Annotated in this window: 25 protein-coding genes; 13 read left to right on the plus strand and 12 right to left on the minus strand. The window is 67.0% G+C overall.

The window, feature by feature from the left end; translation table 11 throughout:
* Positions 1–262: 262 nt before the first annotated feature.
* Together ACZ5IQ_RS25400 and ACZ5IQ_RS25405 are read right to left on the minus strand one after the other, a co-directional pair.
* On the minus strand, positions 263–1189 hold the full coding sequence (locus ACZ5IQ_RS25400; RefSeq protein ID WP_168176041.1) for a 3-oxoacyl-ACP reductase: 927 nt from the start codon (positions 1187–1189) through the stop codon (positions 263–265).
* A 4-nt stretch (positions 1190–1193) separates the two neighbouring features.
* Entirely contained in the window at positions 1194–1385 is a 192-nt protein-coding gene (locus tag ACZ5IQ_RS25405; protein WP_043398182.1) for a ferredoxin, read from the minus strand.
* Between the two features lie 200 nt (positions 1386–1585).
* On the opposite strand from ACZ5IQ_RS25405, the gene ACZ5IQ_RS25410 reads away from it, so the two are divergent.
* The 3 genes from ACZ5IQ_RS25410 to fadD17 are packed head-to-tail and all read left to right on the plus strand — an operon-like array spanning position 1586 to position 5436.
* A complete protein-coding gene (locus ACZ5IQ_RS25410) occupies positions 1586–2767 on the plus strand; it encodes an acyl-CoA dehydrogenase family protein (protein WP_073696006.1) in 1182 nt (393 codons plus the stop codon).
* Between the two features lie 8 nt (positions 2768–2775).
* Positions 2776–3876, plus strand: a complete 1101-nt coding sequence (locus ACZ5IQ_RS25415) for an acyl-CoA dehydrogenase family protein (RefSeq protein ID WP_464480447.1) — start codon at positions 2776–2778, stop codon at positions 3874–3876.
* Positions 3877–3885: 9 nt separating this feature from the next.
* The gene (gene fadD17 / locus ACZ5IQ_RS25420; RefSeq protein WP_464480448.1) at positions 3886–5436 is read left to right on the plus strand and encodes a long-chain-fatty-acid--CoA ligase FadD17; all 1551 of its coding nucleotides are present in this window, start codon (positions 3886–3888) and stop codon (positions 5434–5436) included.
* On the opposite strand, the gene ACZ5IQ_RS25425 is transcribed toward fadD17, so the two are convergent.
* Positions 5433–6494: a methyltransferase gene (locus ACZ5IQ_RS25425; RefSeq protein ID WP_464480449.1), complete on the minus strand. Its 1062-nt coding sequence runs from the start codon at positions 6492–6494 to the stop codon at positions 5433–5435. The two genes, fadD17 and ACZ5IQ_RS25425, sit on opposite strands and share 4 nt — an antisense overlap.
* 142 nt (positions 6495–6636) lie before the next feature.
* Between ACZ5IQ_RS25425 and ACZ5IQ_RS25430 the strand changes: the two genes are divergently transcribed.
* Complete coding sequence (locus ACZ5IQ_RS25430) at positions 6637–7323, plus strand: LpqN/LpqT family lipoprotein (RefSeq protein ID WP_267324105.1); 687 nt, start codon at positions 6637–6639, stop codon at positions 7321–7323.
* 28 nt (positions 7324–7351) lie between these two features.
* Here ACZ5IQ_RS25430 and ACZ5IQ_RS25435 read toward each other — a convergent pair whose 3' ends face one another.
* Positions 7352–8473 carry an NAD(P)H-dependent flavin oxidoreductase gene (locus ACZ5IQ_RS25435; protein WP_464480450.1) on the minus strand — a complete coding sequence of 374 codons (1122 nt, stop codon included), beginning with the start codon at positions 8471–8473 and terminating at the stop codon, positions 7352–7354.
* Positions 8474–8486: 13 nt separating this feature from the next.
* Complete coding sequence (locus ACZ5IQ_RS25440) at positions 8487–10139, minus strand: acyl-CoA synthetase (protein WP_464480451.1); 1653 nt, start codon at positions 10137–10139, stop codon at positions 8487–8489.
* Between the two features lie 69 nt (positions 10140–10208).
* Here ACZ5IQ_RS25440 and ACZ5IQ_RS25445 point away from each other — a divergent pair, with 69 nt between their 5' ends.
* From ACZ5IQ_RS25445 to ACZ5IQ_RS25455, 3 genes are all read left to right on the plus strand, one after another.
* Complete coding sequence (locus tag ACZ5IQ_RS25445) at positions 10209–11009, plus strand: crotonase/enoyl-CoA hydratase family protein (RefSeq protein WP_138250786.1); 801 nt, start codon at positions 10209–10211, stop codon at positions 11007–11009.
* Complete coding sequence (locus tag ACZ5IQ_RS25450; protein ID WP_138250787.1) at positions 11009–11977, plus strand: NAD-dependent epimerase/dehydratase family protein; 969 nt, start codon at positions 11009–11011, stop codon at positions 11975–11977. The genes ACZ5IQ_RS25445 and ACZ5IQ_RS25450 overlap by 1 nt, the downstream gene beginning before the upstream one ends.
* 68 nt (positions 11978–12045) lie before the next feature.
* Complete coding sequence (locus ACZ5IQ_RS25455; RefSeq protein ID WP_464480452.1) at positions 12046–13251, plus strand: sensor histidine kinase; 1206 nt, start codon at positions 12046–12048, stop codon at positions 13249–13251.
* Between the two features lies 1 nt (position 13252).
* Here ACZ5IQ_RS25455 and ACZ5IQ_RS25460 read toward each other — a convergent pair whose 3' ends face one another.
* The 3 genes from ACZ5IQ_RS25460 to ACZ5IQ_RS25470 form a co-directional block, all read right to left on the minus strand.
* Positions 13253–14458, minus strand: coding sequence for a cytochrome P450 (locus ACZ5IQ_RS25460; protein ID WP_464480453.1), 1206 nt, complete (start codon positions 14456–14458; stop codon positions 13253–13255).
* Complete coding sequence (locus ACZ5IQ_RS25465; RefSeq protein WP_406775275.1) at positions 14455–15129, minus strand: acetoacetate decarboxylase family protein; 675 nt, start codon at positions 15127–15129, stop codon at positions 14455–14457. Before ACZ5IQ_RS25465 ends, ACZ5IQ_RS25460 begins: the two co-directional genes overlap by 4 nt.
* A gap of 184 nt (positions 15130–15313) precedes the next feature.
* The gene (locus ACZ5IQ_RS25470) at positions 15314–16345 is read right to left on the minus strand and encodes an LLM class F420-dependent oxidoreductase (protein WP_406784564.1); all 1032 of its coding nucleotides are present in this window, start codon (positions 16343–16345) and stop codon (positions 15314–15316) included.
* A 58-nt stretch (positions 16346–16403) separates the two neighbouring features.
* Between ACZ5IQ_RS25470 and ACZ5IQ_RS25475 the strand changes: the two genes are divergently transcribed.
* From ACZ5IQ_RS25475 to ACZ5IQ_RS25490, 4 genes are read left to right on the plus strand one after another with little or no spacing between them, the layout of a single operon-like run.
* On the plus strand, positions 16404–17405 hold the full coding sequence (locus tag ACZ5IQ_RS25475) for a Zn-ribbon domain-containing OB-fold protein (RefSeq protein WP_406784563.1): 1002 nt from the start codon (positions 16404–16406) through the stop codon (positions 17403–17405).
* Between the two features lie 9 nt (positions 17406–17414).
* A complete protein-coding gene (locus ACZ5IQ_RS25480) occupies positions 17415–18479 on the plus strand; it encodes a thiolase domain-containing protein (protein WP_464480454.1) in 1065 nt (354 codons plus the stop codon).
* Positions 18479–19654, plus strand: a complete 1176-nt coding sequence (locus ACZ5IQ_RS25485; protein WP_406784561.1) for a thiolase domain-containing protein — start codon at positions 18479–18481, stop codon at positions 19652–19654. Before ACZ5IQ_RS25480 ends, ACZ5IQ_RS25485 begins: the two co-directional genes overlap by 1 nt.
* A 1-nt stretch (position 19655) precedes the next feature.
* Positions 19656–20057, plus strand: coding sequence for a nuclear transport factor 2 family protein (locus ACZ5IQ_RS25490; protein WP_020100770.1), 402 nt, complete (start codon positions 19656–19658; stop codon positions 20055–20057).
* Positions 20058–20109: 52 nt separating this feature from the next.
* Here ACZ5IQ_RS25490 and ACZ5IQ_RS25495 read toward each other — a convergent pair whose 3' ends face one another.
* The gene (locus ACZ5IQ_RS25495) at positions 20110–20634 is read right to left on the minus strand and encodes a hypothetical protein (RefSeq protein ID WP_318985469.1); all 525 of its coding nucleotides are present in this window, start codon (positions 20632–20634) and stop codon (positions 20110–20112) included.
* Positions 20635–20691: 57 nt separating this feature from the next.
* Positions 20692–21216 (minus strand): gamma carbonic anhydrase family protein, encoded by a 525-nt coding sequence (locus ACZ5IQ_RS25500; RefSeq protein ID WP_318985468.1) that lies wholly within the window; start codon positions 21214–21216, stop codon positions 20692–20694.
* 127 nt (positions 21217–21343) lie between these two features.
* Here ACZ5IQ_RS25500 and ACZ5IQ_RS25505 point away from each other — a divergent pair, with 127 nt between their 5' ends.
* Together ACZ5IQ_RS25505 and ACZ5IQ_RS25510 are read left to right on the plus strand one after the other, a co-directional pair.
* Entirely contained in the window at positions 21344–22498 is a 1155-nt protein-coding gene (locus tag ACZ5IQ_RS25505; protein WP_464480455.1) for a Rieske 2Fe-2S domain-containing protein, read from the plus strand.
* Complete coding sequence (locus ACZ5IQ_RS25510; RefSeq protein WP_318985466.1) at positions 22498–22998, plus strand: hypothetical protein; 501 nt, start codon at positions 22498–22500, stop codon at positions 22996–22998. The genes ACZ5IQ_RS25505 and ACZ5IQ_RS25510 overlap by 1 nt, the downstream gene beginning before the upstream one ends.
* 72 nt (positions 22999–23070) lie before the next feature.
* Here ACZ5IQ_RS25510 and ACZ5IQ_RS25515 read toward each other — a convergent pair whose 3' ends face one another.
* Together ACZ5IQ_RS25515 and ACZ5IQ_RS25520 are read right to left on the minus strand one after the other, a co-directional pair.
* The gene (locus ACZ5IQ_RS25515) at positions 23071–24219 is read right to left on the minus strand and encodes a sulfotransferase family protein (protein WP_464480456.1); all 1149 of its coding nucleotides are present in this window, start codon (positions 24217–24219) and stop codon (positions 23071–23073) included.
* A complete protein-coding gene (locus ACZ5IQ_RS25520) occupies positions 24216–24998 on the minus strand; it encodes an SDR family oxidoreductase (RefSeq protein WP_318985464.1) in 783 nt (260 codons plus the stop codon). The genes ACZ5IQ_RS25515 and ACZ5IQ_RS25520 overlap by 4 nt, the downstream gene beginning before the upstream one ends.
* Position 24999 lies beyond the last annotated feature (1 nt).

The following is a 24999-nucleotide window of genomic DNA, read 5'->3' on the forward strand; positions in this document are numbered from 1 at the left end:
TCTCGGTCCGGGCTGAGCAGTCACGGCGAAGAGTGGGGTTTCCCTCTTCCACAGCGGCCTGATCACCACGTTGTAATGCATGGCTCTTGTGAGCCGGCTCATAGTAGCTAGAACATGTTCGCACTGGCAAAAGAACAGCAAAATCACTGGGAAACGACATATAATCGCAGCTCAGAGTATATTTTGACGTTGCCGTCACTGAAACAAGTTCTAGTGCCGACGCGGCGCTTTCTACGCCGCGTCAGCACTCGATCCGGGACGTTCAGTCCCTCGACTCCATCAGGGCAGTCGCCGAGAAATTCCGCTCCGGATCGCGGTCAGCAAAATATCCGCGCAACGTGGCACTCAGTTGTGTCATGTCCCACTCAGCGGACGACGCTGTGAAGTGGCTCTCCACGGTCGGGGCTGCTACCAGGGTCACAGTCGGACCATAAACGATGAAGAGCTGGCCATTCACGTTTTCCGACGCGGGCGAGGAAAGGAAACGCACCAACTTCACAACGTGTTCCGGCGACAGCGGGTCGACCTCTCCTTCACCAGGAGCCGCACCGAACACATCGGCCGTCATCGCGGTACGAGCCCGCGGCGCGATCGCGTTGGCGCGAACGCCGTAGCGCTCCAGACCGCGGGCCGCGGTCAGGGTCAGGGCCGTGATGCCGGCCTTGGCGGCACCGTAGTTCGCCTGCCCCACCGGACCGGCCAGGCCGGCCTCGGACGAGGTGTTGACGATCCGGCCGTAGACCTTGCCGTCGGCCGACTCCTTGGCCTTGGCGCGCCAGTAGGTCGCGGCGTTGCGGGTCAGCAGGAAGTGGCCGCGCAGGTGGACCGCGATGACCGCGTCCCAGTCCTCGTCGGTCATGTTGAACAGCATCTTGTCGCGGGTGATGCCCGCGTTGTTGACCACGATGGCGAGCCCGCCCAGGCTGTCCGCCGTGGCGACGAGCTCGTCGGCGGTGCTGCGGGCGCTGATGTCGCCCGCCACCGCAACACCTTTGGAGCCGGCGGCCTCGATCTCGGCGAGCACGTCCGACTTGTCGAGCGCGCCGGCCATGTCGTTCACCACGACGGTGGCGCCGGCCTGCGCCAGGCCGATGGCCTCGGCGCGGCCGAGCCCCGCGGCGGCACCGGTGACCACGGCCACCTTCCCGGACAGGTCAGTGGAGTCGATTTGGCTGGTCAATTTATGAATACCTCTAGTCTTTGCGGAGAAGGGCGGCGCGGGGGCATTCCGCGATGGACTGCTCGGCGAGTTCTTCCTGGTCGGCAGGCACCGGATCGGCCTTGACTACTGCATAGTCGTTGTCGTCGAGATCGAAAAGGTCCGGCGCAATTCCCACGCAAACCGCGTTTCCTTCACAGCGATCGTGATCAACTTCAACCCGCATGACACCCTCCTGAGAGCCCGGATTTCGACAGTGAGGCCAACATAACGACCCCACCATGGCGATGCCAGTGTGGCACGCTCTGGACCCCAAGACTAGAACGTGTTACAAGTTTGAATAGGCACGGGTCGACGAAAGCCGCCCCGGCAACGTGACAACGGACCACAGACCCAACCCAATTCAACTGATAAAGGATGAGTTCGATGCGGATCGGCTACACGCCCGAGCAGGAGGAGCTGCGGCGCGAACTGCGCTCGTACTTCTCCAAGCTCATGACCCCGGAGCGCGCCGAGGCGCTGGCGTCCAACGACGGCGAGATGGGACGCGGCAACGTCTACCGCGAGACCGTCGAGCAGATGGGCAAGGACGGCTGGCTGACGCTGAGCTGGCCCAAGGAGTACGGCGGCCAGGCCCGGCCGCCGATGGACGGCCTGATCTTCAACGACGAGGCCGCCATCGCCAACGTCCCGGTGCCGTTCCTGACCATCAACTCCGTGGCACCGACGATCATGCACTTCGGCACCGAGGAGCAGAAGAAGTTCTTCCTGCCCAAGATCGCCGCGGGCCAGCTGCACTTCTCCATCGGCTACAGCGAGCCCGGCGCCGGCACCGACCTGGCGTCGCTGCGCACCACCGCGGTCCGCGACGGTGACGACTACGTCATCAACGGCCAGAAGATGTGGACGTCGCTGATCGCCTACGCCGACTACGTCTGGCTGGCGGCCCGCACCAACCCCGAGGCCAAGAAGCACCGCGGCATCTCGATGCTGATCGTGCCGACCACCGCCGAGGGCTTCTCCTGGACGCCGGTGCACACCATGTCCGGTGTGGACACCAGTGCCACCTACTACCAGGACGTCCGCGTCCCGACCTCCAGCCTGGTCGGCGAGGAGCACGGCGGCTGGAAACTGGTCACCAACCAGCTCAACCACGAGCGCGTGGCGCTGGTGTCGGCGCAGCCGATCTTCGTCGCACTGGACGGGGTTCGGGAATGGGCCCAGAACACCAAAGACCACCACGGCAAGCGCCTGATCGACTCCGAGTGGGTGCAGCTGAACCTGGCCCGCGTGCACGCCAAGGCCGAAGTCCTCAAGCTGATCAACTGGGAGCTGGCCTCGGCCACCGACTCTGCCCCCTCCCCCGCCGACGCCTCTGCGGCCAAGGTGTACGGCACCGAGCTGGCCACCGAGGCCTACCGCCTGCTCATGGAGGTACTTGGCACCTCGGCGACGCTGCGTCGGGACACCCCCGGCGCGCTGCTGCGCGGCCGGATCGAACGCTGGCACCGGTCGTGCCTGATCCTGACCTTCGGCGGCGGCACCAACGAGATTCAGCGCGACATCATCGGCATGGTTGCTCTCGGCCTGCCCCGGGTCAATCGGTAAGGGACATCATGGATTTCAAGACGACTGAAGCATCTGAGGACCTCGGCGGCCTGGTCCGGTCCATCACCGAATCGGTGGTGACCCCGGAGCGCCAGAAGGAACTGGACAAGCAGGCCGAGCGGTTCGACCGTGAGCTGTGGGCCAAGCTGATCGACTCCGACATCCTGTCCACCACCGCACCGGAGTCGCTGGGCGGCGGCGGTTTCGGCCCGCTGGAGCAGTCTGCCGTGCTGGTGGCACTGGGCCGCCAGCTCGCGGCGGTGCCGTACCTCGAGTCGACCATCCTGGCCGCCGGCGCCATCGCCGAGTTCGGTTCGGCCGAGCTGCAATCCGAGTGGGCCGCACCGGCGGTCGCCGGCACCAAGATCGTCGTGCCCGCGCTCGACGGTGAGATGGGCCAGGGCCCGGTGCAGGCCACCCGATCCGAAGAGACCGGCTACAAGCTGACCGGCACCCGTACCCAGGTCGCGTACGGCCCGGTCGCCGACGCCTTCCTGGTGCCGGCCGAAAGCGATTCCGGCGTCAAGGTTTTCCTGGTCGCCGCGGCCGATGCGGGCGTCACCGTCACGTCGCTGGACACCACCGGATACGGCAGCGTCGCGCATCTGGATCTGCAGGGTGTGGCCGTCGCCGCCGACCGCGTCGTCGGCGGCGCCGAGGTGCTCGCCTGGCTGCAGCTGCACAATGCCCTGGGCCGCACCGCATTCCAGCTCGGCGTGGTGGAGCGCGCGCTGGAGCTCACCGCGTTGTACGCCCGCGAGCGCGAGCAGTTCGACCGCCCCATCGGCAGCTTCCAGGCCGTGTCGTCCCGGTTGGCCGACGGCTACATCGACGTCAAGGCGCTGCGCCTGACGCTGACCCAGGCCTCCTGGCGCGTGGCCGAGGGCCTCCCCGCCGAGGTGGACGTCAACACCGCGGCGTTCTGGGCCGCCGAGGCCGGACACCGGGTGGCGCACACCGCGGTGCACGTGCACGGTGGTGTCGGCATCGACATGGATCACCCGGTGCACCGCTACTTCCTGGCTGCCAAGCAGACCGAGTTCGCGGTCGGCGGGGCCACCGGGCAGCTGCTGCAGATCGGGCGCGAACTGGCCGAGACGCCCGTCTAGATTCGACTGATGTCCTCCCGGCCCACCGTCAGCGACCTGCTGCGCCCGCTCGTCGACGTCACCGACCGCGGGTTGTACGACTGCACCACGGCGCCGGACGATTCACCGGTCGGCCCGGCTGATCTGATCAGCTGGGCCGACCACATCGCCGCGGGCGCGCAGTTGGCCGCGGCGTTGAAGGCGCGACTGGACCCGGCCAAACCGCCGCACATCGGTGTGCTGCTGAGCAATACGACGTTCTTCTCGTCGCTGCTGGTGGCCGCCGCGCTGGCGGGGCTGGTTCCGGTCGGCCTCAACCCCACCCGCCGCGGGGCGGCGCTGGTCGGCGACGCCGAGCGCTCCGACTGCCAGTTGGTGCTCGCCGACAATCCCGACCTGGTCCCCGCCGGTCTCGATGCCGCGGGCATCGACGTCATCGACGTCGAATCCGCCTCGTGGGCAAGCGAACTCGCCGGGTTCGCCGGCACCCCGGTGCAATTCGCGGACGTCGATCCCGACGACCTGTTCATGCTGATCTTCACCTCGGGCACCAGCGGTGATCCCAAGGCCGTCCGGGTCACCCACGACAAGGTGGCGTTCCCGGGCCAGATGCTGGCCGATCGTTTCGGCCTCGGGCGCGACGACACGTTCTACCTGTCCATGCCGCTGTTCCATTCCAACGCGGTGATGGCCGGCTGGGCGGTGGCGCTGGCGGCGCAGGGGTCGATTGCGTTGCGCCGCAAGTTCTCCGCCTCCGGATTCCTCCCGGACGTGCGCCGCTACGGCGCCACCTACGCCAACTACGTCGGCAAGCCGCTGTCGTACATCCTGGCCACCCCGGCCCGGCCGGACGACACCGACAACCCCCTGAAGTTCATGTACGGCAACGAAGGTGCTCCACGTGACCTGAACCGGTTCGCACAGCGTTTCGGCGTCATCGTCGTCGACGGTTTCGGCTCCACCGAGGGCGGCGTCGCGATCGCCCGCACCCCGGACACCCCGGCCGGCGCGCTCGGGCCGCTGACCGACGAGGTGGCCATCGTCGACGTGGAGACCGGCCTGCCGTGCCCACCGGGTGTCGTCGGCGAAATCGTGAACCCGACCGGCCGGGGCTGGTTCCGCGGCTACTACAACAACGAGGCGGCCGAGGCCGAACGCATGGCCGGCGGCATCTACCACACCGGCGACCTGGCCTACCGGGACGAAGCAGGGTTCATCTATTTCGCTGGGCGCCTTGGTGATTGGATGCGGGTCGACGGCGAGAACCTCGGCACCGCGCCCATCGAACAGGTACTGCTGCGGCACCCCGACGTCGTCGAGGCGGCCGTCTACGCGATACCCGATCCCGCCGTCGGCGACCAGGTGATGTCGGCACTCGTCCTCCTCGACCACGCGGAGTTCTCCGCGGACGACTTCAGCGCCTTCCTGGCCGCCCAAGAGGACCTGGGCCCCAAGCAGTGGCCCCGGTTCATCCGCGTCGCCACGACCCTGCCGCGGACCGAGACCTTCAAGGTCATCAAGCGGCAGCTGTCGGCCGAGGGTACCGACTGTGCCGACCCGGTTTTCGCGATCGCCCGCTAGTCGTGGACCGGGACGGCCTCGACGAGTGACATCGGGCCCGCCGTCTGGACCACCCGGGTCTGCCGAAAGCCGGCGCGTGCCAACAGGTCCGCGTATTCCGAACCGGTCCGCTCCCGGCCGCCGGCGGCGACCAGCATCTCCAGGTCGAGCAGCATGCCGGGATGGCTGGGCGTGCCTTCCGGCAGCACCAGTTCGACGAGGGCCAGGGTGCCATCGGGGTCGATCGCCTTGCGGACGTTCCGCAGGATCACCAGTGCGCTGTCCTCATCCCAGTCGTGGATGATCGTCTTCAGCAGATACGCGTCCCCGCCTTCGGGCACGGCATCGAAGAACGAGCCACCCGTGACGGTCACGCGGTCCGACACGCCGGCCGCCTTGAGCACCGGGCCCGCGCCCGCGACGACCGACGGCAGGTCGAACAGCACGCCCTGAGCGTCGGTGGCCTGCTGCAGCACCGCACTCAGCAGCGCGCCGTGGCCGCCGCCGACGTCGACGATGTTCTTGAAACGACTGAAATCGTATGCGGGCATGAGGGTTTCGATCGCCATGGCCGACACCGCGGTCATGGCGTTGTTGAACACGTCGGCGAGGTCGCGGTCGGTCTCCAGGTACTCGAAAACGGGCATGCCGCGGAGCATCTCCGCGGATGTCTTGCCGGTCTGCACCGAATACAGCAGCTGCCCCCAGTGCTCCCAGTGCTTCGGGTGGCCGACGAACTGCAGCATGGGCGCCATGGAACCCGGCGCATCGGACCGCAGCGCATCTCCGAGCCGGGTCAGCGCGAACCTGCCGTCGCGCTCCTGTTTGAGCAGCGAGTTGCCGGCGAGCGCCCGCATCAACCGGAACGTGGCGCCGGGATCGGAGCCCACCCGACCGGCGACGTCGTCAGGCGTGGCCGGTCCGTCGGCAAGGATGTCGAAGATGCCGAGTTTGGACGCCGCGTACATTGCCTGGGTCAGCCAAGCGCCCTGAACCATCTCGAACACGGTCAGATTGGGCGGCACCACGGCCTGCCGGATCTGACTCAGCCCTTCCCGGACCCGGCCGATGCCGTCCATGAGCCAGGCGGCGGTGGTTTCTGCGCGTTTGCCACTGGCACACAGTCATGCCACAGCTAACGCCCACGCTAGAGCCGGTTTCGAGTAGCTCCCCGTCCGGCTCACAGGATCACCGCGAGCGTTGTCGATTAGTCTCGGCCGTATGAGAACGTCCGCGATCACCGGCCTCGTCGCGGCGGCGACCGCACTGTCTGTGGTGCTGGCCGGTTGCGACTCCGGCAAAGACGCAAGCGCGTCGTCCGACAATGTGACGAGCGCAGCGGCGACCGCCGCGGACGCCGGCAACAACAATGCCACCGACGGCCCGAACCCGACGATCGCCAGCTACATCAAAGAGCACAAGATCACCGAACAGCAGGTGCACCGCACCGACCCGGGCGAACCGAAGGTCGACCTACCGAAGCCCGATGGCTGGCGGGCCTCCGGTGACGACAACCCGCCGTGGGCCTACGACTCGATCATCTACACCGGACCGGTCGACGCGGCGAACTATGCGCCCAGCGTGATCGCGCTGCTGTCGAAGCTGACCGGTGACGTCGACGCCAAGGCGTTGATGGCAACCGCACCCGGAGAGATTCAGAACCTCCCGGGCTTCACACCGTCGGGCCCCGGGACCGAGACCAAGGTGCGCGACTACCCCGCCTACCGGATCGCCGGTACCTGGGTTTCCGACGGCAAGACGAAGTTCGTCGCGCAGCAGACGGTCATCTTCCCGTCTGACGGGGCAACCTATGTCCTGCAACTGAATGCGGACGGCGCGGCGGACCAGACGCCCATCATCCAGGCGGCCACCGATGTGGTGGCGCGGCAGGTGAAGATCACGCCGTAGCGCTGAAACTCACCTGCCGCGCGCGAAATCAGTTGTCGCGGATGGCATCCAGGCGCTTGGTGGCAGCCTCGAACTCGGCGACCAGCTCGGCGATGATGACCTCGACCGGGCGGATCTCGTTCATCCGGCCGACGATCTGACCGACCGGCATCGCGACCGCGGTCGGATCGGTGGACTCGTTCATCCGCTGATGCGCCTCACTGACCAGGATGTTCTGCAACGGCATGGGCAGCGGATCGGGCGCACCCTCGGCGTCCCAGGCGTCGGTCCAGCGGCTCTTGAGCAGCCGCGCCGGCTTGCCGGTGTAAATCTTGCGGCGGACGGTGTCGGCCGAGGTCGCGTTCAGCATCGCCTGCTGCACAACCGAAACGCCCGACTCCAGGCGCACGCCGAGGTCGTACTCGGCCGAGGTCAGGAACGCCGAGCCCATCCAGACGCCCTGCGCACCCAGTGCCAGTGCGGCGGCCAGCTGCCGACCCGTGCCGATGCCACCCGCGGCGAGCACCGGGGCCGAACCATCAAGGGCATCAACAATTTCCGGCCACAACACCATGGAGCCGATCTCACCGGTGTGACCACCGGCCTCATGCCCCTGTGCGACGACGATGTCGACGCCGTTCTCGACATGCCGCGCCGCGTGCTTGGCCGAGCCGGCCAGGGCGGCCACCGGAACCCCGGCGGCGTGCGCCTGGTCGATGACGTCCTTCGGCGGCGAACCGAGGGCGTTGGCGATCAGCTTGATCGGGTGCTTGAGCGCCACCTCGACGTGGCTGCGCGCCACCGAGTGCAGCCAGCCGAGCACGCCTTCGTTCTTCTCTTCGTCCGCCGGCAGCGGCGGCACGCCGAGATCGGCGAGGGTCTTGGCGACAAAGTCCTTGTGCGACTGCGGGATCAGTTTGTTGATGTCGACGCTGGTGCCCTCGGTGGGCACCTTGGCCGGCATCACGATGTCGACGCCGTAGGGCAAGCCGAGAGTGTTGGCGTCCATCCACTGCAGGACGTTCTCGAGGTCGTCGGCGTCGTTGAACCGGACGCAACCCAGCACGCCCATGCCGCCGGCGCGGGTCACGGCCGCGGCCACCTTCTCCGACGGCGTGAAGACGAAGATCGGGTATTCGATGCCGAAGCGTTCGCAGAGTTCGGTTTTCATCTCTCGTTCCTGACTAGGCTTGTGCGCCTGCGTGTTTCGCGTGCACCTCATCGGCGGGACGCGCCTCGGTCTGCTCCTTGGCCCAGCGGTAGTCCGGCTTACCGGCCGGGGACCGCTTGACCTCGTCGACCAGCCACAGGCTGCGCGGCACCTTGTAGCCGGCGATCTCGCTGCGCACGAACGCATCCAGGTCGGCCAGCGCCGGCTTGGTGCCCTCGCGCGGCTGTACGACGGCCGCGACGTGCTGGCCGAAGCGCGGGTCCGGAACGCCGACGACCAGGGCGTCGAACACATCCGGGTGTCCCTTGAGCGCGGCCTCGACCTCTTCGGGGTAGATCTTCTCGCCACCGGAGTTGATCGACACCGAGCCGCGGCCCAGCATCGTCACGCTGCCGTCGGCCTCGACCTCGGCGTAGTCGCCGGGGATCGCGTACCGGACCCCGTTGTAGGTGCGGAAGGTTTCGGCGGTCTTCTTCTCGTCCTTGAAGTAGCCGACCGGGATGTGCCCGCACTTGGCGATGATGCCGCGCACGCCCGAGCCCGGAACCACCTCGTTGCCGTCCTCGTCGAGGACCTTGGTGTTCTTGTCGATGGTGACGCGGGGACCGCCGGTGTGCGACTGGCCCTTCGCCACGATGCTGGTGCCGCCGAAGCCGGTCTCCGACGAGCCGATCGAGTCGGTGATCACGCGGTTCGGCAGCAGCTCGAGGAACTTCTCCTTGAGGCTGGTCGAGAACAGGGCGGCGGTGCTGGCGAGCAGGAACAAGCTGGAGAGGTCGTATTCGTTGCCGGCGTCCTGATGCGCCAGCAGCGCGTCCAGCAGCGGCCGGGCCATGGCGTCACCGGTGAAGAACAGCAGATTCACCTTGTGCTCGTGGATCATTCGCCACGCGGCGTCGGCGTCGAACTCTGGCATCAGCACCACGGTGTGGCCGGTGAACAGCGCCATCCAGGTGGCGGACTGCGTCGCGCCGTGAATCATCGGCGGGATGGGGAGCCGGATCATCGGCGGGTTGGCGGCGGCCTGCTTGGACAGGTCGTACTCGTCGGCGATGGGCTCGCCGGTGGCGAAGTCGGTGCCGCCGAACAGCACTCGGTAGATGTCCTCGTGCCGCCACATGACGCCCTTGGGGAATCCGGTGGTGCCGCCGGTGTAGAGCAGGTAGATGTCGTCCTCGCTGCGCGGACCGAAGTCACGCTCGGGCGAGCTGTCGGCGATGGCGGAGTAGAACTCGACGCCGCCGTAGCGCTGGAAGTCGTTGTCGGACCCGTCCTCGACGACGAGGATCGTCTTCAGCAGCGGCAACTCGGGCAGCACATTGGCGACCCGGTCGGAGTACTGGCGCTCATGGATCAGGGCGACCATGTCCGAGTTGTCGAACAGGTACTTCAGCTCGCCCTCGACGTAGCGGAAGTTGACGTTGACCAGGATCGCGCCGGCCTTGACGATGCCGAGCATCCCGATCACGATCTCGATACGGTTGCGGCAGTAGAGCCCAACCTTGTCGTCTTTCTTCACGCCCTGCGACTGGAGGTAGTGAGCCAGGCGGTTGGCCTTCTCCTCCAACTGGGCATAGGTCAGCTGTTCGTCGCCACAGATGAGTGCGACGCGGTCCGGCACAGCATCGATGGCGTGCTCGGCGAGATCTGCGATGTTCAGAGCCACGTTACATAAACTAGAACGTGTTACATTTTGTGACAAGTCTAACGATCTCGAGACCGGAAGTTGGTACCCGTGAGCGCACCCGAAAAAACCGCCGACGCCCTCATTGAGCAGCGCGGACACACGTTGATCGTCACCCTGAACCGGCCCGAGGCCCGCAACGCCCTCTCAGGCGAGATGCTCTCGATAATGGTCGAGGCGTGGGACCGCGTCGACAGCGATCCGGAGATCCGCACCTGCATCCTGACCGGTGCGGGCGGCTACTTCTGCGCCGGTATGGACCTCAAGGGCGCCGCCAAGAAGCCGCCGGGCGACTCGTTCAAGGACGGCAGCTACGACCCGTCGCGCATCGACGGTCTGCTCAAGGGCCGCCGCCTGACCAAGCCGCTGATCGCGGCAGTCGAGGGCCCGGCCATCGCCGGCGGCACCGAGATCCTGCAGGGCACCGACATCCGCGTCGCCGGGGAGAGCGCCAAGTTCGGCATCTCCGAGGCCAAGTGGAGCCTGTACCCGATGGGCGGTTCGGCGGTGCGCCTGGTGCGCCAGATTCCGTACACCATCGCGTGCGACATGCTGCTGACGGGCCGGCACATCACCGCGCAGCAGGCCTTGGACTACGGGCTGATCGGCCACGTGGTTCCGGACGGCACCGCGCTGGAGAAGGCTCTCGAGATCGCCGAGGTGATCAACAACAACGGTCCGCTGGCGGTGCAGGCCATCCTCAAGACCATCCGCGAGACCGAGGGCATGCACGAGAACGACGCCTTCAAGCCCGACACCGCCAACGGCATCCCGGTGTTCCTGTCCGAGGACGCCAAGGAAGGCCCGCTGGCCTTCAAGGAGAAGCGCGCACCGCAGTTCAAGATGCGCTGATGCACATCGCAGTGACGGGCGGCACCGGCTACGTCGGTGCCCACACCGTCCGCGCCCTGCTGGCCGCCGGACATACGGTCCGGCTGCTGGTGGTTCCCGGCGGCAGCGACGCCGCCGCGCTCGACGCGCTGGGCCAGCTGGGGCCGCTCGAGGTGCTGACCGGCGACATCCGCGACCCCGCAACGGTTTCCGAGCTGTTGACCGGCTGCGACGCCGCGCTGCACGCGGCCGGCGTCGTCGGCACCGACGGCCGGCGCACCCAGCTGATGTGGGACATCAACGCCTACGCCACCGAGGCCCTGCTGACGCGGGCATGTGAGCTCGGGCTGGACCCCGTGGTCTCGGTGTCGTCCTACAGCTCGCTGTTCCCGCCGGCTGACGGCGTGATCGGGCCCGACACTCCCCCGGCGCCCGGCCGTAGCGACTATGCCCGCACCAAGGCCTACGCCGACAACGCCGCCCGCCGGCTGCAGGCCGAGGGCGCGCCCGTCGTCGTGACGTACCCGTCGTCGGTCGTCGGACCGGCGTTCCACACGGCAGTCGGTGTGACACAACGTGGTTGGGACCCCATCGTGCGCTACCGCGTCGCCCCGCGGCTGCGCGGCGGCATGCAGATGATCGACGTCGGTGACGTGGCCCGGGTACACACGGCGCTGATGCGGCCCGGCCGCGGCCCGAAGCGCTATGTCTGCGGCGGCGTGCTGCTGACGTTCGATCAGATGGTCGACGCGCTGCAGTCGGCGCTGGGCCGGCCGATCCGGCGGATTCCGCTGTCGCCGGGCATGTTTCGCGGCGTGGGCCGGGTGTCGGATGCCGCCGGGCGCTGGCTGCCCCTGGCCGAGGGGCTGAGCTACGAAGCCGCCCTGCTGCTGACGGCCGCCGTCCCCACCGACGACAGCTTGACCTTGTCCGACCTGAGCCTGACCTGGCGCGACCCCCGAGAGTCGATCGTCGAATCTTTTGCGTGATTCGTGCACGATTTTCCGCGGCCATCGCGGAAAATCGTGCACAAATCACGAAAGCCGGGGGGACTCAGATGCCAACCACCGACACCTCGCTGGTGCGTGGCCTGCTGCTGCAGTTCGCCCTGCGGGCACTGCTGGCGGTGTTCGTCGGATTCGGCCTGCTGCTGGAGCCCCCGAACGCGAACCTGCGGCTGCACTGGGGCATCTTCGCCTGCTACGTCGCGATGGTCGCGGCGTGGGGTTGGTGGGGACGACGCTCGGCCGACCACTCCGATCGACGCACCCAGCGCGCCGTGGCGCTGCTCATGCTGTGCGCGGATCTGACTGTGGTGGCGGTCATTTCGGTGGACAGCGGGCTCAGTTCCCCGGAGACGTGGACGTCGGACGTGATGCAGCACGGGCTCTTCCTGATCCCGCTGATCGCGGCAGCTCAGCTCGATCCCGCCGTCAGCGCCATGATCGCGATTCCCACCGTCGCCACGTTCTTCGTCGTGAACTGGATCGACCGCGAGGCCAACGGTCACGAACCCTGGGCCTCGATCCTGTTGCGGACCGCCATCGTGTTCGGCCTGGCCGCCGGTTCGGTCGCGCTGTCGTGGGTGCAGCAGTCCAAGACCAGGACCATCGCCGGGCTGGCCCAGGAGCGGACCCGTCTGCTCGAAGAGGTGATCAGCCTGGAGAAGCGCGAACGTCAATCCCTCTCGGAGCGCCTGCACGACGGTGCGCTGCAGTACGTCCTGGTGGCGCGGCACGACATGGAGGACGTCCGTGACGGGTCGGTCGAGGGCATGGACCGCGTCGACTTCGCGCTCGCGGAATCTTCCCGGCTGCTGCGCGACGTGGTGCGCGAACTACATCCCGAGGTGCTGGCCCGCTCCGGCCTCAAGGCCGCGATCACCGCGCTGGCCGACGGCATCGGCGCACGGACCAGCATCACGGTTCATCTGGACGCCGACGACTGGCCCGACAGCCTGCGCACCGACGCCGACCATCTGCTCTACAGCGCGGCCCGGGAGTTCTCGACCAACGCGATCAAGCACGCGCACGCCGACAATCTGCGATTCACGCTGGCGCACAAGGGAAACCGTGCCGAACTACGCATCGCCGACGACGGCGTCGGCATCCCGCCGGACCGGCTCGCGCAGAGCGTCGAGGACGGTCACATCGGATTCGCGTCGATCTGCACGAAAGTGCTTGCCACGGGCGGCGAATTCGCCGTCACCGGCACTCCCGGCACCGTCATCTCGATGACGGTGCCGGCCGCTGTGAGCAGCTAGCTCAGAGCACCCGGGCAGTCGGGGTGAACACCACCGGCATGGCTTCGGGGCCGCTGACGAAGTTGGCGGCACGCAGGGGGATCTCCGCACCGTCGGCCAAGCGAAGGTCGGGCAGGCGCTGCAGCAGCCGCTCGGTCATCAGGCGCAGCTCCAGCCGGGCCAGCTGGTTGCCCATGCAGAAGTGGGTGCCGAAGCCGAAAGCCAAGTGGCTGTTGGGGTTCCGGTCGATGTGGAACTCGTCCGGGTTCGGGAACTGGTCACCGTCGAAGTTCGCCGACTCGAACATCAGCATGACCTTCTCATCCTTCTTCAGCTCGGTGCCGTAGAAGACGGTGTCGGCGGTCAGGATGCGGCACATGTTCTTGATGGGCGAGGTCCAGCGCAGCATCTCCTCGATCGCGCCGGGCATCAGCGACGGATCCGCGACGAGGCGGTCCCACTGGTCGCGGTTGCGCATCAGCTGCTCGGTGCCGCCGGACAGCGTGTGCCGCGTGGTCTCGTCGCCGCCGATCAGGATCAGCAGTGTCTCCATGACGATCTCGTCATCGCTCAGCCGCTGACCTTCGACCTCGGAGTTGATGAACACCGAGAACAGGTCGTCGGTCGGGTTGGCCCGCCGGTCCTTGATGACGTCCATGGTGAAAGCGGTGTATGCCGCAAAGGTTTCCATCAGCTTCTGGATCGACGTCTCGTCCAGGTGCGACGACAGCCCCGACACCAGCTCATCGGACCAGTCGAGCAACATCTCGCGCTCTTCGGGCACCACGCCGAGCATGTCGCCGATGACGGCCATGGGCAGCGGGGCCGCCAGGTCGCGGACGAAGTCGGCCTCGCCCTTCTCGCAGACGTTGTCGATCAGCGCATCGACCAGACGCCCGATCGACGGCACCTTGTCCATGACGCGCTTGCGGGTGAAGCCGGCGTTGACGAGCTTGCGCCGCAACAGGTGTGCCGGATCGTCCATGTCGATCATGTACGGCATCCCCGGCTGGTCGGGGCGGATGCCGCCGGCGTTGGAGAACAGCTCGGCATTGCGCTCGGCGTCGAGGACGGACTGGTAGGTCGTCACCGCGGCCTGTCCGGTGCGGTCCCGGAACACCGGCTCGTTGGCCCGCATCCACCGGTACGCCTCGTGCGCGGCTGCCCGGTCGGCATAGAACCGGCCGTCGGCCAGGTCAACGTCGGGGCGGGTGATAACACTGGTCACTTGATCTCCTGAGCGTCGGCGAAGGTCATGTCTACGTTGTCAGCGGAACCCGAGAGCATGGCGCGTTTCGGCAATCCGAGGGCCGCCAATTCCCGGGCGTACGGGTGGTCACCGAGGCGCACCGTCACGCCCCCGGGCCGGTAGCGCACGCCGGACGGTCTCATCACGCCGACGGTCTCGCGGGTGACACCGTCGAGGTGCGAATAGGTCGGGGGCGCCTGGGGTTTCGACGGCGCGGGCACCGGCAGGCCGGGCCGGAAGTCCATCCCGACGGCGAACCGGCCGTCGATGGTGACGTCGAAGCCGAAGTTCTTCCCGTCACGGACGGCGAAGTCCGCCATGACCTTCGGATAACCCCAGATCGATCGACCGGCTTCCAGCGTGAAGGCCTGGTCGACGGGCAGGTGATGGATGAAGGCGCCGGCGGACTGCAGGGCGCGCAGGCCCGAGGCGTTCGAGCCGGGCGGGTTCACCATGATGTTGGTGCCGTACTCGTAGTACTCGCCGAGGTCGCTGTCGACGTAGTGCATCAGCATCAGCACGGCCACCGCCCGGCGCGGGCGAAACCGGCACACCTGCAGGCCGCTGTAGTCGATCATGCGCTGTGCGGCATCGGCGTCGACCGAGAACATCGCCATGTGCTGCGTCGCCTTCCGGACGCGCACGGGCATGGTCAGCACGGTGCCGGCAATGACATGCTGCGACGGTGCGGACTCGGTGGCGTCTGTCACAGCACAAATCTAGAACACGTTATAGACACTTTGCAATAAGTGTCTACTGCCAACTTCGCGAGCAGACGCAAAACTGCACGTCGACAGCCCAAAACGACAGTTTTACGTCTGTTCGCGAGGGAAACTAGACCAATTCAGCCAGCTGGTTGATCTGCTCGACCGACTTGGCCCCGACGACCATCATCGTCACGCCCGAGGCTTCCCAGGCCTTGATCTGTTCCTTGACGTAGTCCAGGTTGCCGACGATCGCGGAGTCGTCGACCAACTCGTCCGGAATGACCTTGGCCGCCTCGTCCTTGCGGTCGCTGCGGAACAGCTTGGTGACATCGTCGACGACCTCGGAGTAGCCCATGCGGCGGTACACCTCGGCGTGGAAGTTGGTGTCCTCCGAACCCATGCCGCCCATGTAGAGCGCCAGGTGCGGCTTCATCATCTCCATGACCATCGGCCGGTCGTCGGTGACGATGATCTGTGCGGTGGCACAGATTTCGAACGTCTCGCGGGTCCGGCGAGCGCCGGCGCGCGCGAAGCCCTCGTCGAGCCATTCGTTGTACATGCCGGAGATCCGGGGCGAGTAGAAGATCGGCAACCACCCGTCGGCGATCTCGGCGGCCAGCGCGACGTTCTTGGGGCCTTCGGCGCCCAGCATCACCGGGATGTCCGCGCGCAGCGGATGCGTGATCGGCTTGAGCGGCTTGCCCAGACCCGTCGTGCCCTCACCCGAGAGCGGCAGCGGGTAGTGCGGGCCGTCGCTCGTCACCGGGGCCTCGCGGGCCCATACCTTGCGCAGGATGTCGATGTACTCGCGGGTGCGGGCCAGCGGCTTCGGGAACTTCTGGCCGTACCAGCCCTCGACGACCTGCGGCCCCGAGACGCCGAGGCCGAGGATGTGCCGACCGCCCGACAGGTGGTCGAGCGTGAGGGCCGCCATGGCGCACGCCGTGGGGGTGCGGGCCGACATCTGGATCACCGAGGTGCCCAGGCGCATCCGCGTGGTTTCCCGGCCCCACCAGGCCAGCGGGGTGTAGGCGTCCGAGCCCCAGGCCTCCGCGGTGAAGACGGTGTCGAAACCGGCTTCCTCCGCGGCGGCGACGAGCGTCGCGTGGTCGGTGGGCGCCTTGGCGCCCCAGTATCCGAGCTGCAAACCGAGTTTCATGGGGTCGCCTTTCCGAACGTGCTTGCCACGATTGTTAGAACCTGTTCTACTCGATGCCGTGAGCGTTAGCCAAAGCAGCCCAGCCCAGATGGCAGGCCATGAGCCGCCCCTTTCGGCTCCGCTGAAACTGTCATTCGACTACACCCGTTCAGTCGGTCCGGTCCTGAGTCAGTTCTTCACCGCGCTGCGCGGACGACGCATCGTCGGCACCCGCGGTTCGGACGGCCGGGTACACGTCCCGCCCGCCGAGTATGACCCTGTCACGTACGAGGCCCTGACCGAGGTGGTTCCGGTTTCCAGTGTCGGCACCGTGGTGTCGTGGACCTGGCAGCCCGAGCCGCTGGAAGGCCAGCCCCTGCAGCGCCCGTTCGCCTGGGCGCTCATCAAGCTCGACGGCGCGGACACCCCGCTGTTGCACGCCGTCGACGCGCCTGAGGGGTCGCTGAAGTCCGGCGATCGCGTCCGCGCGCACTGGGTCGACGAGCCCGTCGGCGCCATCACGGACATCGCGTACTTCGTGCCCGGTGAAGACGCCGAAGAACCGTTGCCGGCCGACGACCGCGACCCGGTGACCATGCTGGTCTCGCCGTCGTCCATCGAAATCCAGCACACCGCTTCACTTCCCGAGAGCACCTTCCTGCGCGGTCTGCAGGAGGGCAAGCTGCTCGGTGGCCGCACCAAGGTCGGCCGCGACGGTAAGCCCGGCCCGGTGCTGTTCCCGCCGAAGGAGGCCGACCCGGCCACCGGCATGGTTCTCGACGAGTTCGTCGAGCTGCCCGACCGCGGCACCGTCACCACCTTCGCGATCATCAACATCCCGTTCCCGGGTCAGCGCATCAAGCCGCCGTACGTGGCCGCCTACGTGCTGCTCGACGGTGCCGACATCCCGTTCCTGCACCTGGTCACCGAGATCGACGCGGCCGATGTCCGGATGGGCATGCGGGTCCAGGCGGTGTGGAAGCCCCGCGAGGAGTGGGGCCTGGGCATCGACAACATCTCGCACTTCAAACCATCCGGCGAACCCGACGCCGACTACGACTCGTACAAGCACCACCTGTAAAGGGCCACAATGACTTCCAGTGAAGTAGCGGTCGTCGGGTTCGCGCATGCCCCGCATGTGCGCCGCACCGACGGCACCACGAACGGCGTCGAGATGCTGATGCCGTGCTTTGCCAAGCTGTTCACCGAGTTGGGCCTGCAGCAGACCGATATCGGTTTCTGGTGCTCGGGCTCCTCGGATTACCTTGCCGGCCGGGCATTTTCGTTCATCTCCGCCATCGACTCGATCGGCGCGGTGCCGCCGATCAACGAGTCGCACGTCGAGATGGACGCCGCTTGGGCGCTGTACGAGGCCTACATCAAGATCCTGACGGGCGAGGTCGACACCGCGCTGGTCTACGGCTTCGGCAAGGGCAGCGCCGGCACCCTGCGCCGGGTGCTGGCCCTGCAGACCGACCCGTACACCGTCTCGCCGCTGTGGCCGGACGCCGTCTCGATGGCCGGCCTGCAGGCCCGCTTGGGTCTGGATGCCGGCAAGTGGACGGCCGAGCAGATGGCCCAGGTGGCGCTGGACTCCTACGCCGCGGGCGGCCGCACGGACAAGGTGGCACCAACCGGATCCATCAGCGAACTGCTGGCCCAGCCGTACTTCGCCGATCCGCTGCGTCGCCACGACATCGCCCCGATCACCGACGGCGCGTCGGCGATCGTGCTGGCGTCGGCCGACAAGGCCCGGGAACTGCGCGAAAACCCGGCCTGGATCACCGGTTTCGAGCACCGCATCGAGACTCCGATCCTGGGTGCGCGCGACCTGACCACCTCGCCCTCGACGGCCGCGTCGGCGCAGGCCGCCACCGGCGGCGACGCCGGTTCGATCGACATCGCCGAACTGCACGCGCCGTTCAGCCACCAGCAGCTGATCCTCACCGAGGCGATCGGGCTCAAGGACTCGACCAAGATCAACCCGTCGGGTGGCGCGTTGGCCGCCAACCCGATGTTCTCCGCCGGCCTGGAGCGCATCGGCTTCGCCGCCGAGCACATCTTCAACGGCTCGGCGAACCGCGTCCTGGCCCACGCCACGAGTGGTCCTGCGCTGCAACAGAATCTGATTGCCGTCCTGGAGGGTAAGAACTGATGGCGAACAAAGCTGCCGTCCTCGGTACGGGACAGACCAAGTACGTCGCCAAGCGTTCCGACGTCTCGATGAACGGCCTGGTGCGCGAGGCCATCGACCGCGCGCTCGCGGACTCCGGTTGCACGATGGCCGACATCGACGCCGTCGTCGTCGGCAAGGCACCGGACTTCTTCGAGGGCGTCATGATGCCCGAGCTGTTCATGGCCGACGCCACCGGCGCCACCAACAAGCCGCTCATCCGCGTGCACACCGCCGGTTCGGTGGGTGGCTCGACCGCGATCGTCGCCGCCAGCCTGGTCAAGTCCGGCAAGTACCGCCGCGTCCTGACCATGGCGTGGGAGAAGCAGTCCGAGTCGAATGCCATGTGGGCACTGTCGATTCCGGTGCCGTTCACCAAGCCCGTCGGTGCCGGCGCGGGCGGTTACTTCGCCCCGCACGTGCGCGCCTACATCCGCCGCTCGGGCGCGCCCGAGCACATCGGCGCCATGGTGGCGGTCAAGGACCGGCTCAACGGCGCCAAGAACCCGCTGGCGCACCTGCACCAGCCCGACATCACCGTCGAGAAGGTGATGTCATCGCAGATGCTCTGGGACCCAATCCGTTTCGATGAGACCTGCCCGTCGTCGGACGGCGCGGCCGCCCTGGTCATCGGCAATGAGGAAGTGGCCGACGCCCGCGTCGCCGAGGGGCACCCGGTGGCCTGGATCCACGCCACCGCGCTGCGCACCGAGCCGCTGGCCTACTCGGGCCGCGACCAGGTGAACCCGCAGGCCGGCCGCGACGCGGCCGCTGCCCTCTGGCGCGACGCCGGGATCACCAGCCCGATCGACGAAATCGACTGCGCCGAGGTCTATGTGCCGTTCTCCTGGTACGAGCCGATGTGGCTGGAGAACCTCGGCTTCGCGCCCGAGGGCGAAGGCTGGAAGCTGACCGAGGCCGGCGAGACGGCCATCGGCGGTCGGATTCCGTTCAACGCCTCCGGCGGTGTGCTGTCGTCGAATCCCATTGGCGCATCCGGCATGATCCGCTTCGCCGAGTCGGCCATCCAGGTCATGGGCAAGGCCGGCGACCACCAGGTCGAGGGCGCCCGTAAGGCGCTGGGCCACGCGTACGGCGGTGGCGCACAGTACTACTCGATGTGGGTCGTCTCGAGCGACAAGCCCGGAAAGAACTGACATGACGGTTTCCGACCCGAATCACCCCGCGCACCTGGCCGGCAAGCGGTCCCGCGATGCCGTGGCCGCCCGCGACAAGGAGGCCTGGCTGGCCAACTTCGCCGACGACGCCATCGTGCAGGACCCGATCGGGCCGTCGTTCCTCGATCCCGAGGGCAAGGGGCACCGCGGCAAGGAAGCCATCTCGGCCTTCTGGGACAAGGCGATCGCGCCCACCGACAGTCTCGTGTTCAACTTCGAGACCACCTACCAGTGCGGTGACGAGGAAGCCAACGTCGGCAACATCGTGACCACCATCGGCGGGCACGACTTCACCACCCACGGCGTCTTCACCTACCGCGCCAACGAGGCCGGGCAACTCCTGGCGCTGCGCGCCTTCTGGGAAGCGCCGCGTACCTCGTGATTTGTGCACGATTTTCCGCGCTGGCCGCGGAAAATCGTGCACAAATCGCTCGTTAGAAAGTCCAGGAGCCCGACGGCTGCAGGACGAAGCCGTGGCCGCCGCCGGTGGAGTCGATGCAGGCGGTGACGCCACCGGCCACCACGCCGCACGTCATCGTCGTCAGAGTGACCTTCTCCCCCGGCGCGAGTAGTGGTGCGCCGGCCAGATCGGTCGGGTAGTCACCGCGGTAGTTGCTGATCGTGCCCTCGTTGGCCGCGTGCAGCTGCGCCACCCCGAAATCGCGGGGCGCCTTGGCGTTGGGATCGGCGGTGACGGGCAGGCCCGTCGTCCCCGGCACCGGGCCGTAGCACCGCACGCTCGGCGCCACGCCGCCCAGCGCGCTGATGAGGCATGCCAGGCCCTCGGGTGTTGAGAACTTCACCACCTGCTGATCGGTGCGCTGGTAGGTCGCCAGATGCGTCGACGTGACGACGCTGAAGCCCGTGAAGTCGGGAAAGTTGGGCGGCGGCGCGGCGTGCGCGGACGGAGCCGTCAGCGCAATGGAGGCACCGGCCAGGACGACGAGCGGCAGCTTCATGCGCCCAGTCTTGGCCGAACGTCGGCCCGAATGTCAGATTTCCACGAAATCCGGGCGCTACAGCTCTTCGAGACCCGTCAGGTAGCGCTCTGCCAGTTCGCGGTAGGCCTGCGGATTGGTGTTGATCCACGTCTCGGCACCGGTTCCGGAGATCGGGCCGCGAATCTTGGCCGGCGAACCCACGACCAGCACTTCGTCGGGGATCTTGGTTCCGGCGACCACCAGCGAATGGGCGGCGACCAGGCTGCGGCGGCCGATCACCGCGCCGTCGAGGATGGTGCTGTTGTTGGCGATGAGTGCTTCGGCACCGACATGGGCGCCGTGCACGACGCACAGGTGCGCGATGGTCGCGCCGGGCCCGATGTCGACCGGAATGCCGGGAGGGGCGTGCAGCACCGACCCGTCCTGCACGTTTGCACCGTTGCGGATGACGACGGGCGCGTAATCGGCGCGCAGAACCGCGTTGAACCACACCGAGGCCCCGGCTTCGACACGAACATCGCCGATCAGCACGGCGGTGGGGGCGATGAACGCCGTGGGGTCGACGACCGGGCTCCGGCCCTCGAAGGAGTAAAGCGGCATGGACAGAACCTACCCCGTCGCTTCGCTCGCCCTCGCAATACACCGCAGGTGGGGACGCTTGCATTGCGCTGCACCGAGGAAAAACTGTAACGTGTTCTAGTTACTAGGCACAGATTGGGAGGCCAAGGTGAGCACCGAAACCGCGGGGGTTCGCGAGATCGATACCGGCGTGCTGCCGGACCGCTTTGCCCGTGGATGGCACTGCGTGGGTCCTGTGAAGAACTTCCTGGACGGCAAGCCGCATTCGTTCGAGGCGTTCGGCACCAAGTTGGTGGTGTTCGCGGACTCGAAGGGTGACCTGAAAATCCTGGACGGCTACTGCCGCCACATGGGCGGTGACCTGTCGCAGGGCACCATCAAGGGGGATGCGGTCGCATGCCCGTTCCACGACTGGCGCTGGGGCGGCGACGGCAGGTGCCAGCTGGTGCCCTACGCCAAGCGCACGCCGCGCCTGGCCCGTACCCGCGCCTGGCACACCGACGTCCGTGGCGGTCTGCTCTTCGTGTGGCACGACCACGAGGGCAACCCGCCTCAGGAAGAGGTGCGGATCCCCGAGATCCCCGAATTCCACAGTGACAACTGGACCGACTGGCAGTGGAACTCGCTGCTGATCGAGGGCAGCAACTGCCGCGAGATCATCGACAACGTCACTGACATGGCGCACTTCTTCTACATTCACTACGGCCTGCCGACGTACTTCAAGAACGTCTTCGAAGGTCACATCGCCAGCCAGTACCTGCACAACGTGGGCCGGCCGGACATCGGTGGCATGGGCACCCAGTACGGCGAGGCGCACCTGGATTCGGAGGCCTCGTACTTCGGGCCGTCGTTCATGATCAACTGGCTGCACAACAACTACAGCGGCTACAAGGCCGAGTCGATCCTGATCAACTGCCACTACCCGGTCAGCCAGGACGCGTTCGTGCTGCAGTGGGGCGTCATCGTCGAAAAGCCCAAGGGCATGGACGAAAAGACCATCCAGAAGCTCGCCGACGCCATGACCGACGGGGTCAGCAAGGGCTTCCTGCAGGACGTCGAAATCTGGAAGCACAAGACCCGCATCGACAACCCGCTGCTGGTCGAAGAAGACGGCGCCGTCTACCAGATGCGCCGCTGGTACCAGCAGTTCTACGTCGACGTCGCCGACATCACCCCGGACATGACCGACCGCTTCGAGCTGGAGATCGACACCACGGTCGCCAACGAGAAGTGGCAGGGCGAAGTGGCCGAGAACCTGCGCCTGCAGGCCGAGGCCAAGGAATCAGCAGAGCAGTCCAGCTGATGCCCCAGCACAGCGAGCGGGATCAGGCTCGGAGCCCATTCGTCGGCACCGCCGACGAAGCCGAGAGCCTGGCCCGTTCGATGCTGCAGCTGATGGGTCACGGCGAAGACGACGACCACGCCCATCCCGCATCCGATGCGCCGGCGAACGGATCCTGGTCCAAGGCACCGGATTTCGCCGGCGACCCGGTGCGCCTGGCCGCGGTTCGTGAAGCCACCGCGGCCGACCGGCAGCGGTACCTGACCTCGGGTCTGGTTCCGGTCGACTGCCGGTTCTGCCACTCGACGGTCTCGGTGAAGAAGTTGGGTCCGGAACACACTGCGGTGCAGTGGAATTCGGAGGCGACGCAGCGGTGCGCATATTTCAGCGAGATCCGCGCCGAAGGCGGCGATCCCAGTCGCAGCCGCTCGTGCCCCAAGATGTCCGACAGCATCAAGCACGCGGTCGCCGAGGGATGCCTGGAGGAGTTCTCCACCGCTCCCTCCCCCGGCGACGGCTGAGTTTCTCTCGCGCAGAAACGCGAAAACCCCCTGAATCAGTTGATTCAGGGGGTTTTCGCGATCGTCCGGCCGCTACAGGTTGGCGAAGCGCTCCTTGACCTGCTCCTCGGTCAGCCCGTAGTCGGACAGCGAGTAGGTGTGCTTCGGCGCGCGCGGACCCTGCTGGCTCTGCGCGTGGCTCTCGGTGATGGCCTGGCGTGCGGCATCGGTGAACTCGATGCCGAACGTGCGGTAGATGCCCTCGACGGCGCCGACGGGGTCCTTGATGAACTCGAAGTAGTCGACGTCGCAGAACTGCTTGGGATCATGCTTGGCCCGCTCGGCGTCGAACAGCTCGAGCCCGCGCGACCAGGTTTCGAGCGCATCTTCACCGATCACCTTGCCGGTGAAGGTGTTCGACCAGCCGGCCGTGGTGTGCTGCGACAGCGAGCACATGGACGCCAGGATGGTCTCGGCCGGCCGGTGGCACTGCACGACGAGCGCATCCGGGTACACCTTGAACAGGGCCTCCAGCGCGAACAGATGGCTGGGATTCTTGAGCACCCAACGCTTCTCGGGCTCGTTCAAACCGATGAGCTGCAGGTTCTTGCGGTGCCGCTGGTAGGACTTGGTCCAGTCCTGCTGTGCCAGCCACTGCGCGTACGACGGGACGTGCGCCAGCGTCTCGTACGACACCGAGTGCAGGGACTGCCGCAGCAGCTGCCAGCATTCCTCGACCTCGTCGGCCGTCATGAAGTGCAGGCCCGTGTAGTCCGGGTTCTCCTCGTGCTCCTTCTTGAAGCGGGCGTCCAGTGCCGCGAAAACCGGGTCGTCCGCCCAGGTTTCACGCGGCGGTCGCGGCTGTGGGAACTCGGCCAGCCACATCTCCAGGCCCTGGTGTCGCGGGTCGGCCGTCAGCAGCCGGTGGATCACCGTGGTGCCGGTGCGCGGCAGGCCGGTGACGAAGATCGGCCGCTCGATCGGCACATCGGCGTGCTGCGGGTACTGCTTGAACGCCGCGTTGGACACCAGACGCGCCACCAGCGCGTTGCGGGTGAAGAACCGCTGCATCTTGCTGCCGAGCTCGGTCAGGTCGGCCTCGCGCTGGTACGAATCCAGCAGCACGCCAAGGGCTTCCAGATAGTTGTCGTCGTCACCACCGAAGTCGTCCAGGCCGCAGGCCTTGACGGCCGAGGCGTGCAGGTCCTCGACAGTGCCGACGTTCGTCCGAAGTGCGCTCATGCCTTGTACTCCCCGCAGTTGACGTCGAGCGACTGACCGGTGATGCCACTGGCCAGGTCGCTGGCCAGGAACAGGATGGCAGAAGCCACCTCGTCCTCGGTCGGCAGGCGCTTCAGGTCGGAGCCGGCGGCCGACGCCGCGTAGATCTGCTCGACGGTGGTGCCGTACTTCTGCGCCTGATGGCTGAAGTAACCCTCCAGGGTTTCGCCCCAGATGTAGCCCGGCATCACGGAGTTCACGCGGATGCCCTTCTCGCCCAGCTCGGTCGAGAGGGTCTGCGACATGGCCAGCAGCGCCGACTTCGCCATCTTGTAGGCGCCGTACTTGGCCTGCGAATGCCGCACGACCATCGAATTCACGTTCACCACAGAGCCTTTGGCCGTCTCGAGCGCCGGGGTGAAGCCCTGCGTCATGCGCAGCGCACCGAACACGGTCAGCTCGATCGCATCGCGCATGTGCTCGAAGGTCGTGTTCGCGAAGGGCTTCATCGACGGCACCCGGAACGCGTTGTTGATCAACACGTCCGCCTTACCGAACTCCTCCGTGGTACGGGCCACCACATTGGCGACCTGCTCCTCGTCGGTGATGTCGGCGCCCACCACCAGCGCGCGCCGGCCCAGCTCCGTCACCTCCTTGGCGACGACCTCGAGCCGTTCCACCGTGCGGGCCACCAGCACCAGGTCGGCACCGTTCTCCGCACATCGGCGCGCCAGCGTCGTTCCGAGCCCAGGCCCGACGCCGCTGATCACCACGACCTTTCCATCGAGCAGTCCACTCACG

The sequence above is a fragment of the Mycobacterium toneyamaense genome (assembly GCF_055384815.1).